The organism is Sphingobium sp. LF-16, from assembly GCF_003711185.1.
In the GTDB taxonomy this organism is placed as follows: domain Bacteria; phylum Pseudomonadota; class Alphaproteobacteria; order Sphingomonadales; family Sphingomonadaceae; genus Sphingobium; species Sphingobium yanoikuyae_A.
This window is the reverse complement of the sequence record NZ_CP029335.1, coordinates 3,584,341-3,598,045: the sequence shown is the minus strand read 5'-3', so window position 1 is coordinate 3,598,045 and position 13,705 is coordinate 3,584,341. Positions and strand designations below refer to the sequence as shown.

The window sequence follows — 13,705 nt, the reverse complement described above, 5'->3', positions numbered from 1 at the left end:
TTCTATCCCTCACTCCATCGGACCGACTCGCAATGCATCTCAAGGACCTCAAAAAGACAGTTCCCGCCGACCTCGTCACCATGGCGGAAGAACTGGGCGTCGAGGGCGCATCGACCCTGCGCAAGCAGGATCTGATGTTCGCCATCCTGAAGGCCGAGGCCGAAAATGGCGCGCAGATCATGGGTGAGGGCACGATCGAGGTGCTGCCGGACGGCTTCGGCTTTCTGCGCAGCCCGGAGGCGAATTTCCTGGCCGGTCCCGACGACATCTATGTCTCGCCGAACCAGGTCCGTCGCTTCGGCCTGCGCACCGGCGACACGGTCGAGGGCGAGATCCGCGCGCCCAAGGATGGCGAGCGTTATTTCGCGCTGACCAAGCTGCTGTCGGTCAATTTCGATGATCCGGACGTCGTCCGCCATCGCGTCAATTTCGACAACCTGACCCCGCTCTATCCCGAGCAGAAGCTGCGCCTCGACACGCTGGACCCGACCATCAAGGACAAGTCGGCCCGCGTCATCGATATCGTCTCGCCGCAGGGCAAGGGCCAGCGTACGCTGATCGTCGCGCCGCCGCGCGTCGGCAAGACGGTGATGCTGCAGAATATCGCCAAGGCCATCACCGACAATCATCCCGAAGTCTTCCTGATCGTGCTGCTGATCGACGAGCGTCCGGAAGAAGTCACCGACATGCAGCGCAGCGTGAAGGGCGAGGTTGTCTCCTCGACCTTCGACGAGCCTGCCACCCGCCACGTCCAGGTCGCCGAAATGGTGATCGAGAAGGCCAAGCGCCTGGTCGAGCACAAGAAGGATGTCGTCATCCTGCTCGACTCGATCACCCGCCTCGGCCGCGCCTACAACACCGTCGTGCCCTCGTCGGGCAAGGTGCTGACCGGCGGTGTCGACGCCAATGCGCTGCAGCGTCCCAAGCGCTTCTTCGGCGCCGCGCGCAACATCGAGGAGGGCGGCTCGCTCTCGATCATCGCGACCGCGCTGATCGACACCGGCAGCCGCATGGACGAAGTCATCTTCGAAGAGTTCAAGGGCACCGGCAACTCGGAAATCGTGCTGGACCGCAAGGTTGCGGACAAGCGCATCTTCCCGGCGCTGGACGTCGGCAAGTCCGGCACCCGCAAGGAAGAGCTGCTGGTCGAGAAGCCGACGCTCAGCAAGATGTGGGTGCTGCGCCGCATCCTCATGCAGATGGGCACGGTCGACGCGATGGAATTCCTGCTCGACAAGATGAAGGATTCCAAGACCAACGAGGATTTCTTCGCGACCATGAACCAGTAAGCGCGGCGGCGGCTGCGCGGATGTGCAGCCACCCTGCCATATATTTTGCGGTAAGAGCCGGGCCATGTATATGGTCCGGCTTTCTTCATTTTCACATACAGGGACGTTAGGCCGTCATGCTCGACCTTATCGCCACCGCCGCTTCGGCCGCCCAGGGGCTCGGTTCCCCGGCGGATATCTGGCAGCATATCGTCAACGACTTCAGCAATATCGGGACGCCCAGCGCCCTGGCCGCCTTTGGCCAGGTGTTGATGATCGATATCCTGCTGGCGGGCGACAATGCGATCGTCGTCGGTGCCCTGGCCGCCGGCCTGCCGCCCAAGCAGCGCCAGCAGGTCATCCTGATCGGCATCATCGCCGCGCTGGTGCTGCGCATCGGTTTCGCACTGGTGGTCAGCCAGTTGATGCAGATTGTCGGCCTGATCCTGGCCGGCGGCCTGCTGCTGCTGTGGGTCAGCTGGAAGATGTGGCGCGAGCTGCGGCCCAATGCCGGCGCGCATACGCCTGACGATCCGAGCGACGATGATGTGTCGGGCGTGCGCCCGGCCAAGAGCTTTGCCGCCGCCGCCTGGTCGGTGGCGATCGCCGACGTCAGCATGAGCCTGGACAATGTGCTGGCCGTGGCCGGTGCCGCGCGGGAGCATCCAGGCATCCTGATCATCGGCCTGATCCTGTCGGTGGCGATGATGGGCATCGCGGCGAACATCATCGCCAAATATATCGAGCGCTTCCGCTGGCTGGCCTATCTTGGCCTGGCGGTGATCGTCTATGTGGCCTGCTCGATGATCTATGACGGCATCATGGATCGGTCGGTGGGCATATTGACGCTCTTTTGATCGATCTGATCAACACTATCGTGATCGGCCCGCCCACGCTCAGTCGTCGGCGGGCCTTTTCATGCCTGCGGGCCGCCAGGGGTGGCCGATCCAGCGTGCCACGGCATCGCGCAGCCCCCAGCGCAGGTTGATGCGCCGTTCGGTGATGCCGGGCAGGCTCCACAGGTCGAGCCCCACCAGCGGGCGGAAGGGGTTGCGCCGGCCATAGGCCCAGAGTTCGACGCGGGTGGAACGCTGCGCCGCTTCTCCGCGCGCATGGAAGCCGAATGTGTCGGCGATGACCAATGTGTTGGCAGGGACCGGAAACTGGCGCGGCGGCGGGAGGCCAAGACCGGCCAGTTCCGTTTCGTCGATCCGTAGCGAGCCGCGCGCCGACAGACGGCAATCGCCATCTCGCGCTGTCAGGCTGCGCTGTTTCTCCCACGCCGCGCGCGCGGGGGTCAGTCGATGCGATCCGGGCACATAGGTGAAGGGGCCGCCTTCGGCCGGGACGTCCTCCAGGAACAGCCAGGCCTTCATCGCAGGATGGAAGGTATCGGCGTGCAGTTGGGTCTGAGGATCGGGCGCGCCTTCCCGTCGATGGGTGAGAATGGTCTGGATGTAGATGAGAGGTTCGACATTGAAGCTCGCTGCATAGCGGGCCAGCGCACGCCAGCGAGGGTGACGCAGGAAGCTATCGAGCGCGGGCATTGCGCGTCGGGCGTCTCCATCCAGTGCGAAGCGCCGAGTGATGGTGTGTCCCTGAACCATTTCACGTGGAACAGCCTCATAGGCCGCTATCTGCTTGCGTAAGGCGGCAAACTGCTCAGGCGGGAGAAAATCACGAATCTCGACGAAGCCATCGCGATCGAAGGCAAGGCGGTCGGTGGGAGTAAGTGTATTCGCGAGACGAAATCTACGGCGATTGGACATCCACTGTGCAATCCGAACGCGTCCGACATGAAGACCAAGGGCGTTCAAACGAGCTGAGCCAATCAAGGGATTGTCAATAAAGGATTTTGTGCCGGTTGCTAACCGTATGGTCCACCAGGGTAGCAGGATCAACTGGGTCAATCGGGGCATATGCTTCTTTTGCGAACGATGTATTTGGTGGCCGGATACTGCAAATGACGATCAATAGGGAAGGGGCGGGCGGGGTATTCGCAAAAAAAAGGGCGGCATGTGACATGCTGCCCCCAGTGGAATTCGACTGGCTGGATAGCGACTCAGGGCAGCAGGATTGTGCTGCCTGTTGTTTGGCGTCCTTCGAGTGCCCAATGGGCGTCCGCAGCGTCGGCGAGAGCGAAGCTCTGGCCGATCTGCGCTGACACGATCCCGCGCGCCATCCGATCGAACAGGCGTTCGGCGGTGTTGGCCAGATCTTCCGCCGTCGCGACATAGTCGAACAGGGTCGGGCGGCTGACATAGAGCGAGCCGTTGCGGCTGAGATCGAGCAGGCTGATCGGCGGCACCGCGCCCGACGCATTGCCATAGCTGACCAGCAGACCGCGGCGGCGTAGGCTGGCGAGCGAGGCGGCCCAACTGTCCTTGCCGACGCCATCATAGGCAACGGCGACACCCTTACCGTCGGTCAGGTCGCGCACTTGTGCCGCCAGATCGTCGAGCGGGCCGGACAGGCTGTGGTCGGCATCGACCCTGGCCGCCTTTTTGGGCGATCCGCTATGGGCGATCACGACCACGCCCTTGTCGCGCAGCCAGGGCACCAGCACCGATCCGACACCACCGGCGGCGGCATGGACCAGCGCCACATCGCCGGGCAGCAGGTCGATCATGTCCTCGGCCAGATAACAGGCGGTCATGCCCTTGAGCATCATTGCGGCGGCATCGCGGGTGCTGACCGCATCGGGGATGCGCACCATGCGATCGGCCGGGACGATGCGGTGGGTGGCATAGGCGCCCAAGCCGGCGGCGCAGCCGACCTTGTCGCCCACGGCAATGCCACTGACGCCCGCACCAACCGCGACGACATGGCCCGCACCCTCCGATCCCAGTGTTAGGGGCAGGGGGGCGGGGTAGAGGCCGGTGCGATAATAGGTGTCGATGAAGTTGAGGCCGACCGCATCCTGCGCGATCAGCACCTCGCCTTCACCGGGCGTGCCCGGATCGAAATTCTCGCGCTCGATCGCCTCGGGCCCGCCATGGGCGCGGACGATCATCCGCCATGCTTCGCCCGACATCAGGCGAGCGCTTGCGCGAAGAAGTCGGCGGTGCGACGGTCGGCCAATTGAGCGGCTTCCTCGACGCGGCGATCGCCCATCTCGGCGGCGAAGCCATGATCCAGCCCTTCATAATCATGCAGGGTGACGTGGCGGTTGTCCTTCAGCCCGTCATGCATCTTGGCCTGAACGTCGGCGGGGACGAAGCCGTCATTGGTCGGGATATGCAGCATGGTCGGCTTGCCGATGGCATGTTGTTCGCCCAGCAACCCGTCGATGCCCACGCCATAATAGCCGACAAAGGCATCGCCATCGGTGCGGCAGGCGGTCATGAAGGCGACGCGACCGCCCAGGCAATAGCCGACGACGCCGACCTTGGCCGGGCCTTCCAGCATCGCGCGGGCGGCGCGGATGGTCGCCTCGATATCGCGGACGCCCTGATCCTGGTTGAAGCGGGGGATATAGGCGAGTGCCTGCTGCATCTGTTCGGGGATGTCAGCGTCCAGCTCGATATGCGGATCGATGCGCCAGAACAGGTCGGGCGCGATCGCCAGATAGCCGGCGCGGGCCCAGCTGTCGCATTTGCGGCGGATGCCTTCATTGACGCCGAAAATCTCCTGTATGACGATGATCGCCGCCTTAGGGGCGCTGTCGGGCGTGGCGACATAGGCGTCGAACTGGCCGTCGCCTTCCAGCGTCTTGATCGGAATATAGTCTGCCATGGGATATCCTTCCGCCTTGGGAGTCTGTTAGGTCGAGGCGCATATTGGCGCCTTGGGCGAGGGGTGCAAGCGCGCTGTCGCGCCCAAAAAATTTGCCATCGCCGGCCTGTTTGCGGCATGAGATGGAGCGACAGGCGGATGACCGCGACAGGGAAGGGCAGCAGATGAAAGTGACCGTCGACGTGGATTGCACCCCGGCCGAGGCGCGCGCCTTTCTGGGCCTGCCGGATGTCAGCCCCATCCACGACAAATATATCAAGACGATGCTCGACAGCATGGACGGCATTGGCAGCGTCGAGCAGATGGAGACGCTGTTCAAGAGCTTCTCGCCGATGGGCGATGCCGGCGTGCGACTGTTCAAGCAGATGATGGATATCGGCCTGTCCGGCATGGCGGGCAAGAATGGCGACAAGAAGGATTAAGTGAGCGAGACGATCTTCGCCCTGTCGAGCGGCGCGCCGCCGGCGGGGATTGGCGTGGTGCGCGTCAGCGGCCCGATGGCGGGCACGGCGTTGCAGGCGCTGGCCGGGCGACTGCCCACCCCCCGCATGGCGAGCCTGGCGCTGCTGAGCGATCCGCGCGACGCTACGCCGCTCGACCGGGCGCTGCTCTTGTGGTTGCCGGGGCCGCGTACCGTGACGGGCGAGGATATGGCCGAGCTGCATTGCCATGGCGGTCGGGCGGTGATCGCGGCTGTCGAGGCGGCGCTGGGCGCGATGCCACAGTTGCGCCGCGCAACTGCGGGCGAATTCACCCGCCGCGCCTTTGCCCATGGCCGCATGGACCTGAACGAGGTCGAAGGACTGGCCGACCTGCTGGCGGCCGAGACGCAGCAGCAGCGGCGCGCGGCACTGGCGATGATGGAGGGCCATTTCTCGCAGCGGATCGACGGCTGGCGGATGCGGCTGCTCGACCTGTCGGCGATGGCCGAGGCTGCGCTCGACTTCTCCGACGAGGATGATGTGCCCGACGCCGATATCGAGGCGCGGATCGGGCAAGGGGTGATGGCACTGGCGGACGATGTCGGTGCGTTGCTGGCGGCACCTTCGGCCGAGCGGCTGCGCGACGGCATCCGGGTGGTGCTGGCCGGGCCGCCCAATGCCGGCAAGTCGACCTTGCTCAACCGGCTGGTGGGGCGCGAGGCGGCGATCGTGTCCGATATTGCCGGTACCACCCGCGACCGGATCGAGGTGCCCGCCGCGATTGGCGCCACCGCCTTCCTGTTCACCGACACGGCCGGACTGCGCGACGAGACCGGCGATGCGATCGAGGCGATCGGCATCGATCGCGCACGCGCCGCGCTGGAGGCGGCGGACATCATCCTGTGGCTGGGCGACCCGGCCGAGGCACCGCGCGAGGATGCGCTGCTGATTGCGGCGCAGAGCGATGTCGCGCTGTACGGTTCCGACCGGCCCGGCCTGCGTCTGTCGGCGCGGACGGGGGAGGGGGTGGATGCGCTTGTGACGATGCTGCTCGATCGGGCGGCGACGCTGCTGCCGGGCGAGGGCGACTATGCCCTGCATGCGCGGCAGCGGGACGGCGTACGCCAACTGCACGATCATCTGCTCGCCGCAGGAGAAGCCCGCGACCTGCTGGTATTGGCGGAGGAGTTGCGCCTGGGGCGGCGGACAATCGATACGCTGACCGGACAGGCGGGGACCGAAAATATGCTCGACCGTCTCTTCTCGGGATTCTGTATCGGGAAGTAAGCGAAATTTCCGCGTGTGATGGCTGATAGTGCGATGTTCCACGTGGAACGCTTTTGACCGCAGGCCCCTGAATCTGATATGGGGCCGCCATGCGAACAAGCTATGATGTGATCGTGGTCGGTGGCGGCCATGCCGGCTGCGAGGCGGCCGCTGCGGCAGCGCGCAAGGGCGCAGCGGTGGCGCTGCTGACCTTCGAACGGGCGACCGTGGGCGCCATGTCCTGCAACCCGGCGATCGGTGGTCTGGGCAAGGGCCATCTGGTCCGTGAAGTGGATGCGCTCGACGGCTTGATCGGCCGCGCCGCTGACGCCGGTGCCATCCATTATCGCATGCTCAACAGCAGCAAGGGCGCCGCCGTGCAGGGGCCGCGCGTGCAGGCCGACCGCAAGCGCTACAAGGCGTCGATCCATCAGATGCTCGACGCCCAGGCGGGACTGGAGATCGTCGAGGGCGAGGCGGTGGGCCTGATGGTCCGCGAGGGCGCGGTGGCGGGTCTGGCGCTGGCCGATGGCCGGACGCTGGAGGCGCTCTCGGTCGTGCTGGCGACCGGCACCTTCCTGGGCGGCAAGCTGTTCCGGGGTGAGGATGTGGATGTCGGCGGTCGCACTGGCGAGCGGGCGGCAACCGCGCTGGGGGTGCAGTTGCGCGAGATCGGCCTGCCGATCGGCCGGCTGAAGACCGGGACGCCGCCGCGCATTGACGGCCGCACCATCGACTGGGCGGTGCTGGAGGAGCAGGCGTCGGACGGCGAGGGCTGGACCATGTCGCCGCTGTCGGATCATCGGCCGCTGCCGCAACTGGCCTGTGCCATCACCCGCACCAATGAGCGGACCCATGCGATCATCCGCGAAGGGCTGGGGCGATCGCCCTTGTTCAGTGGCGTGATCGAGGGGCGGGGGCCGCGCTATTGCCCGTCGATCGAGGACAAGGTGATCCGCTTCGGCGATCGCGACGGCCATCAGATCTTCCTGGAGCCCGAAGGGCTGGACGACGCGCTGGTCTATCCCAATGGCATCAGCACCTCGCTGCCGGCCGATGTACAGCTGGCCATGATACGGTCGATGCGCGGGCTGGAGCAGGCCGAAATCGTCGTGCCGGGCTATGCGGTCGAATATGACCATATCGATCCGCGCGCGCTGGATGCCAGCCTGGAGGTACGGGCGCTGCCCGGCCTCTTCTGCGCGGGGCAGATCAATGGCACGACCGGCTATGAGGAGGCGGCCGCCCAGGGGCTGGTCGCTGGCACCAACGCCGCGGCGCGGGCACGTGATGAAGCACCGATGATCCTTGACCGGGCGAGCAGCTATATCGGCGTGATGATCGATGATCTGGTGCTGCAGGGCGTGACCGAACCCTATCGGATGCTGACCGCGCGGGCGGAATATCGGCTGCGATTGCGCGCCGACAATGCCGAGACGCGGCTGGGCGAGATCGGCCTGGCCCATGGCATCATTGGTCCGGTTCGGGCGGCGCGCTTCGCCGCACGGGCCAGTGCGCGCGCCGCGATCGAAGCGGAACTGGCGCGACCCTTTACCGCGACCGAGATAGCGCGGGCAGGGGCGAGTGTGCGGCAGGATGGCGCGCGGCGCAGCCTGTTCGAATGGGCGCGCTTCCCCGAAGTGCAGGCCGACCTGCTGGTGACGCTGGCACCGAGCCTGGCAGAGGCGCCCGCAGATCTGCGGGCGGAGATTTTGGAGGACGCCCATTATGCGCCCTATCTCGAACGACAGGATGCGGAGATCGCCGCCCTGCGTCGGGATGAGCGCGTGGCCATTCCAGCGGACTTCGACTTTGCCAGCGTCGGCGGCCTGTCGACCGAAATGATCGAGCGGCTGGACGGGGCACGGCCCGACACGCTGGCCGCTGCGGGCCGTATCCGCGGCATCACCCCGGCGGCACTCGCCGCCATCCTTGTCCATGTGCGGCGGAAGGCAGCATGACCGAAGACGAAGCGCGGGCCTGGCTCGATGCGCATTTTGATGTTCCACGTGAAACATGGGATCGGCTGGAGCGCTATGTGTCGCTTTTGCTGTCCGCGATGGACGAGCAGAATCTGATCGCCGAATCGACCCGGCCCCATGTCTGGGCACGGCATATCGTCGACTCGGCCCAGCTGCTTCTGCATGCCAGGGATGCCGGGGAGGGGCCTTGGATGGACCTCGGCTCGGGCGCCGGCCTGCCCGGCATTGTCGTCGCCAGCATGTCCGACCGGCCGCTGATCATGGTCGAATCGCGCCGCAAGCGGATCGACTTCCTCAATGAGGTGATCGCAGAGCTGGGTCTGAGCAACGCCTCCGTCTTTGGCGGACGGGTCGAGGTCGCGCCGCCGACCAAGTCGGCCGTCATCAGCGCCCGCGCCTATGCGCCGCTGCCCAAATTGCTCCAGTCGGCGCAGCATCTGTCCGATGAAAAGACGATTTGGGTGCTGCCCAAGGGACGAAATGCGCAGAATGAACTGGAGACCGCGCGTCCGGCATGGCAAGGTGCGTTTCATGTGGAACGCAGCGTGACCGACGCCGACAGCGCCATCATCGTCGCGCGATCCGTCAAACCTGTCAAAAAGAAGGGTCGAGGATGATTTGTATCGCCATCGCCAATCAGAAGGGCGGAGTCGGCAAGACCACCACGGCTATCAATCTGGCGACCGGCCTGGCCGCGACGGGGCTGCGCGTGCTGCTGGTCGATCTCGATCCGCAGGGCAATGCCTCGACCGGGCTGGGCGTCAATCATGCCGACCGCGAACGGTCGAGCTATGACCTGCTGGTCGGCAATTGCGAACTGGACGAGGCGGTCGTCACCACCCGCGTGCCCAAGCTGGACCTGATCCCGGCGACGCAGGATCTGTCCGGCGCCGAGATCGAGCTGATCGATTATGAGCAGCGCACCCACCGGCTGGAACGGGTGCTGTCCGAGGCGCCGGCCGGGCGCTGGGACATCTGCCTGATCGACTGCCCGCCTTCGCTTGGCCTGTTGACGGTCAATGCGATGGTTGCGGCGCAATCGCTGCTGGTGCCGTTGCAGTGTGAATTCTTCGCGCTGGAGGGTCTGTCGCAGCTGTTGCAGACGGTCGAGCGCATCCGCAGCCGGTTCAACACCGGCCTGTCGATCCTGGGCGTGGCGCTGACCATGTATGACCGTCGCAACCGGCTGACCGATCAGGTCGCCGACGATGTGCGCGCCGTGCTGGGCGACCTCGTCTTCACCACCGTCATTCCGCGCAATGTGCGCCTGTCCGAGGCGCCGAGCCATGGCGTGCCGGCGCTCATCTATGATTTCCGCTGTTCGGGGTCGGAAGCCTATATGCGTCTGGCGCGCGAACTGATCGCGCGTCTTCCCCGACAGGAGGTAGCGGCTTGAGCGACGAGATTGGGGAAAAGCAGAAGCCGGTAAAGCGGCCGCACGGTCTGGGCCGCGGCCTGTCGGCGCTGCTGGGCGATGTCAGCCGGGAAGAGCCGGTGGCGGCGAGCGCCAACAGCGCTGCGCCGTCGAGCAAGGCGGTGCAGAATATCGAGGTCGCGCTGATCCAGCCGCACCCCGAACAGCCGCGTCGTCATTTCGACCAGGACGCGCTGCAGGAGCTGGCCGACAGCATCGCCAAGCGCGGCGTGATCCAGCCGATCATCGTCCGTCCCCATGGCGGCGGTTTCCAGATCGTCGCGGGCGAGCGGCGCTGGCGCGCGGCGCAGAAGGCGCAGTTGCATCGCATCCCGGCGATCGTGCGCGATTTCGACGAGCAGGAAACGCTGGAAATCGCGCTGGTCGAGAATATCCAGCGCGAGGATCTCAACCCGATCGAAGAGGCCGAGGCCTATCGCAAGCTGATCGGCGAATTCCATCATAGCCAGGAAGCGCTGGGCCGCATCGTCGGCAAGTCGCGCAGCCATATCGCCAATCTGATGCGCCTGCTCGACCTGCCCGATCCGGTGCAGCAGGCGGTGTCGCACGGGCGGATCAGCATGGGCCATGCCCGCGCGCTGATCGGCGTGCCGGGCTGCGAATCGATGGCGCTGATGGTCGAGCAGAAGGGGCTTTCGGTCCGCGAGACCGAGCAACTGGTGCGCAAGACCAAGAAGGGCGAGGATGCCGAGCCCAAGTTGCGCGGCGCAACTCCCGGTGGCAAGGATGCCGATATCGCCGCGCTGGAACAGCATCTGGCCGATATATTGGGCCTGAAGGTCGAGATTGCCGACAGCGGTGACGGGCCGGGCACGTTGTCGCTGCGCTATTCGACGCTCGACCAGCTCGACATGCTGTGTCAGCGCCTGTCGGGCGAGCGGATCTAAAAGAGCCGTGTCGGTTCGGTTCCGGATGAGGGGGACGTGCAAAGCGCTTCCCCCTCACAGAATCAGGCACTAGGCTGGTGCCATGGCCGATATCCAATCCACCCAAGCCGCCGCTCCCGCCATCATCCGCCGAGCCGATTATCGCGTGCCCGACTGGCTGGTCCCCGACATCGCCCTCGACTTCGACCTGGATGCCGCGCGGACGCGGGTCTGGTCCGACATGTCAGTGGCGCGCAATGGCGACCATGACCGGCCGCTGCGGCTCGACGGCGATGGGCTGGTGCCGCTGGCGGTGAGGATCGACGGCCGCAGCCTCACCGAAACGGAATGGACGCTGGAGGCCGGCGCGCTGGTCGTGCCCCTCGGCGGTGCGACGCACAAGGTCGAGGTGCTGGTGGAGCTGGCGCCGGAGAGCAACAGCAAGCTGATGGGCCTTTATGCCAGCGGCGGGCTGCTCTGCACCCAGTGCGAGGCGGAGGGCTTTCGCCGCATCACCTTCTTCCCCGACCGGCCGGACATCCTGTCGCGCTACAGCGTGAAGCTGACCGCCGACAAGGCGCGCTACCCGATCCTGCTCGCCAATGGCGATCCGGTCGAGCAGGGCGATCTGGAGGGCGGCCGCCACTGGGCGTTGTGGAATGATCCTTTCCCCAAGCCTTGTTATCTGTTCGCGCTGGTGGCGGGCGACCTCGCCTGCAACGCCGACCGTTTCGTGACGATGAGCGGGCGCGAAGTGGCGCTGGGCATCTGGGTGCGCGAGGCCGACTTGCCGCGCACCGACCATGCGATGCAGGCGCTCAAGAACAGCATGGCCTGGGACGAGCGCGTCTATGGCCGCAAATATGATCTGGACGTGTTCAACATCGTCGCCGTGGCCGACTTCAATTTCGGCGCGATGGAGAACAAAGGCCTCAACATTTTCAATTCGCGCTACATATTGGCCGATCCCGAGACCGCGACCGACATCGATTATGATGGCGTCGAGGGTGTGGTGGCGCATGAATATTTTCACAACTGGTCGGGCAATCGCGTCACCTGTCGCGACTGGTTCCAGTTGTCGCTGAAGGAAGGCTTCACCGTCTTTCGCGACCAGAATTTCTCGGCCGACATGGGCAGCCATGCGGTCAAGCGGATCGAGGATGTGCGGATCCTGCGCGCGGCCCAGTTCCAGGAGGATTCGGGGCCCTTGGCGCATCCGGTGCGGCCTGAATCCTATATGGAAATCAGCAACTTCTACACCGCGACCATCTATAACAAGGGCGCCGAGCTGATCCGCATGATGGCGTTGATGTTGGGGGCGGAGCGGTTCCGCGCCGGCACCGACCTCTATTTCGACAGGCATGATGGCGAGGCGGCGACCTGCGAGGATTTCGTCCGCGCGATGGAGGAGGGCGGCGAGATCGACCTTGGCCAGTTCCGCCGCTGGTATGAACAGGCGGGCACGCCCCATGTCCGCGCGCTGCTGAGCCATGATCCGGTCAGCCGCACCGCCGAACTGATGCTGGAACAGAGCGTGCCGCCGACGCCGGGCCAGCCCGACAAGCGGCCGATGGCGATCCCGCTGCGCGTCGCGCTCTATGATCCGGCGACTGGCAGTCATCATGGTGATGAGCTGCTGATGCTGACGGAGGCGCAGCAGCGTTTCACGTTCGACAATTTCGCCAGCATGCCGATCCTGTCGATCAACCGCGGCTTTTCCGCGCCGGTGATCGTCGAGACCAATCGCAGCCAGGCCGATCTCGCCTTCCTGTCGGCGCATGATGACGATCCCTTCGCCCGTTATGAGGCGATGCAGCAGTTGATGGTCAATGTGCTGGTCGGCCAGGTGGCCGGCCAGAGCGTCGATGTGACGGCAGTGGTCGACGCGGTGCGCAACACCATCACCGATCCGCTGCTCGATCCCGCCTTCGTCGCGGAGGCGGTGCGCCTGCCGAGCGAAGCCTATCTGGGCGATCAGATGAAGCAGGTGGACCCGGATGCGATCCATGCCGCCCGCGATGCCCTCCAGACGCGTCTGGGCGCCGATCTGGAGCCGCTGTGGCGCGATATTCATGCCAGAACCAAGGCGAACGCCTTCGCGGTCTCTCCGGCCGCCAAGGGCGCGCGCAAGCTGCGCAATGTCGCGCTGCTCTATCTGGTCGCCTCGGGCGCGGAAGACGGGCCGGCGATCGCCTATGGCCAGTATAGCGAGGCCGACAACATGACCGAGCGCCAGTCGGCGCTGGCGACGCTGGCAAGTGGCACCAGCCCGGAACGGGAGGCGGCGCTCGACATCTTCTATAATCGCTATAGCGACGATGCGCTGACCCTGGACAAATGGTTCCAGACCCAGGCCTTCGCCTTTCATCCCGATACGGTGGAACTGGTTGCAGAGCTGGGCCAGCACAAGGCGTTCACGCTCAATAATCCGAACCGGGTGCGGTCGCTCTATGGCGCCTTTGCCGGCAACCAATGGGCGTTCCACCACAAGTCGGGCAAGGGCTATCGGCTGGTCGCGGACTGCATCATCGCGCTCGACAAGCTCAATCCGCAGACCGCCGCCCGGCTGGTGCCGCCGCTCGGCCGCTGGAAGCGTTTCGATGAAGGCCGCGCCGCACAGATGCGGGCGGAATTGCAGCGCATCCTGAACGAGCCCGGCCTGTCCAAGGACGTGACCGAGCAGGCGAGCAAGAGCCTGGAGGGATAAGGAAAAGGCGGCGGCCGGGGCGTT

At 65.4% G+C, this 13,705-nt stretch carries 12 protein-coding genes; 9 read left to right on the top strand and 3 right to left on the bottom strand.

The genetic code is table 11. The annotated features are described in order from the left end of the window. Positions 1 to 32 precede the first annotated feature (32 nt). A complete protein-coding gene (gene rho / locus DIZ22_RS16850) occupies positions 33 to 1,289 on the top strand; it encodes a transcription termination factor Rho (protein WP_004209171.1) in 1,257 nt (418 codons plus the stop codon). 116 nt (positions 1,290 to 1,405) lie between these two features. Continuing rightward, on the top strand, positions 1,406 to 2,125 hold the full coding sequence (locus DIZ22_RS16845; RefSeq protein WP_004209170.1) for a YjbE family putative metal transport protein: 720 nt from the start codon (positions 1,406 to 1,408) through the stop codon (positions 2,123 to 2,125). 39 nt (positions 2,126 to 2,164) lie between these two features. On the opposite strand, the gene DIZ22_RS16840 is transcribed toward DIZ22_RS16845, so the two are convergent. The 3 genes from DIZ22_RS16840 to DIZ22_RS16830 all read right to left on the bottom strand — a co-directional run bounded on the left by DIZ22_RS16840 (position 2,165) and on the right by DIZ22_RS16830 (position 5,003). Then, positions 2,165 to 3,187, bottom strand: a complete 1,023-nt coding sequence (locus tag DIZ22_RS16840; protein WP_122928418.1) for a phytanoyl-CoA dioxygenase family protein — start codon at positions 3,185 to 3,187, stop codon at positions 2,165 to 2,167. Between the two features lie 143 nt (positions 3,188 to 3,330). Further along, a complete protein-coding gene (locus tag DIZ22_RS16835) occupies positions 3,331 to 4,302 on the bottom strand; it encodes a quinone oxidoreductase (protein ID WP_240626749.1) in 972 nt (323 codons plus the stop codon). Next, complete coding sequence (locus DIZ22_RS16830; protein WP_037519228.1) at positions 4,302 to 5,003, bottom strand: dienelactone hydrolase family protein; 702 nt, start codon at positions 5,001 to 5,003, stop codon at positions 4,302 to 4,304. Before DIZ22_RS16830 ends, DIZ22_RS16835 begins: the two co-directional genes overlap by 1 nt. 164 nt (positions 5,004 to 5,167) lie before the next feature. Here DIZ22_RS16830 and DIZ22_RS16825 point away from each other — a divergent pair, with 164 nt between their 5' ends. From DIZ22_RS16825 to pepN, 7 genes are all read left to right on the top strand, one after another. After that, positions 5,168 to 5,425 carry a DUF6489 family protein gene (locus DIZ22_RS16825; RefSeq protein ID WP_004209166.1) on the top strand — a complete coding sequence of 86 codons (258 nt, stop codon included), beginning with the start codon at positions 5,168 to 5,170 and terminating at the stop codon, positions 5,423 to 5,425. Continuing rightward, positions 5,426 to 6,712 (top strand): tRNA uridine-5-carboxymethylaminomethyl(34) synthesis GTPase MnmE, encoded by a 1,287-nt coding sequence (gene mnmE / locus DIZ22_RS16820; RefSeq protein ID WP_122928417.1) that lies wholly within the window; start codon positions 5,426 to 5,428, stop codon positions 6,710 to 6,712. Between the two features lie 89 nt (positions 6,713 to 6,801). Further along, complete coding sequence (gene mnmG, locus DIZ22_RS16815; RefSeq protein WP_048938033.1) at positions 6,802 to 8,652, top strand: tRNA uridine-5-carboxymethylaminomethyl(34) synthesis enzyme MnmG; 1,851 nt, start codon at positions 6,802 to 6,804, stop codon at positions 8,650 to 8,652. Continuing rightward, positions 8,649 to 9,290 carry a 16S rRNA (guanine(527)-N(7))-methyltransferase RsmG gene (gene rsmG, locus DIZ22_RS16810; protein ID WP_048938034.1) on the top strand — a complete coding sequence of 214 codons (642 nt, stop codon included), beginning with the start codon at positions 8,649 to 8,651 and terminating at the stop codon, positions 9,288 to 9,290. The genes mnmG and rsmG overlap by 4 nt, the downstream gene beginning before the upstream one ends. Further along, a complete protein-coding gene (locus tag DIZ22_RS16805) occupies positions 9,287 to 10,069 on the top strand; it encodes a ParA family protein (protein ID WP_037508856.1) in 783 nt (260 codons plus the stop codon). Before rsmG ends, DIZ22_RS16805 begins: the two co-directional genes overlap by 4 nt. Beyond that, entirely contained in the window at positions 10,066 to 10,995 is a 930-nt protein-coding gene (locus DIZ22_RS16800) for a ParB/RepB/Spo0J family partition protein (protein ID WP_048938035.1), read from the top strand. The genes DIZ22_RS16805 and DIZ22_RS16800 overlap by 4 nt, the downstream gene beginning before the upstream one ends. Positions 10,996 to 11,077: 82 nt before the next feature. Then, positions 11,078 to 13,681, top strand: a complete 2,604-nt coding sequence (gene pepN, locus DIZ22_RS16795; RefSeq protein WP_048938036.1) for an aminopeptidase N — start codon at positions 11,078 to 11,080, stop codon at positions 13,679 to 13,681. Positions 13,682 to 13,705: the final 24 nt, after the last annotated feature.

Coding starts and splice junctions, on each gene's coding strand:
- DIZ22_RS16805 (WP_037508856.1), top strand. CDS start 9,287: ATGATTTGTATCGCCATCGCCAATCAGAAGGGCGGAGTCGGCAAGACC.
- DIZ22_RS16830 (WP_037519228.1), bottom strand. CDS start 5,003: ATGGCAGACTATATTCCGATCAAGACGCTGGAAGGCGACGGCCAGTTC.
- rsmG (WP_048938034.1), top strand. CDS start 8,649: ATGACCGAAGACGAAGCGCGGGCCTGGCTCGATGCGCATTTTGATGTT.
- rho (WP_004209171.1), top strand. CDS start 33: ATGCATCTCAAGGACCTCAAAAAGACAGTTCCCGCCGACCTCGTCACC.
- DIZ22_RS16840 (WP_122928418.1), bottom strand. CDS start 3,187: ATGCCCCGATTGACCCAGTTGATCCTGCTACCCTGGTGGACCATACGG.
- mnmG (WP_048938033.1), top strand. CDS start 6,802: ATGCGAACAAGCTATGATGTGATCGTGGTCGGTGGCGGCCATGCCGGC.
- DIZ22_RS16845 (WP_004209170.1), top strand. CDS start 1,406: ATGCTCGACCTTATCGCCACCGCCGCTTCGGCCGCCCAGGGGCTCGGT.
- DIZ22_RS16825 (WP_004209166.1), top strand. CDS start 5,168: ATGAAAGTGACCGTCGACGTGGATTGCACCCCGGCCGAGGCGCGCGCC.
- DIZ22_RS16835 (WP_240626749.1), bottom strand. CDS start 4,302: ATGTCGGGCGAAGCATGGCGGATGATCGTCCGCGCCCATGGCGGGCCC.
- pepN (WP_048938036.1), top strand. CDS start 11,078: ATGGCCGATATCCAATCCACCCAAGCCGCCGCTCCCGCCATCATCCGC.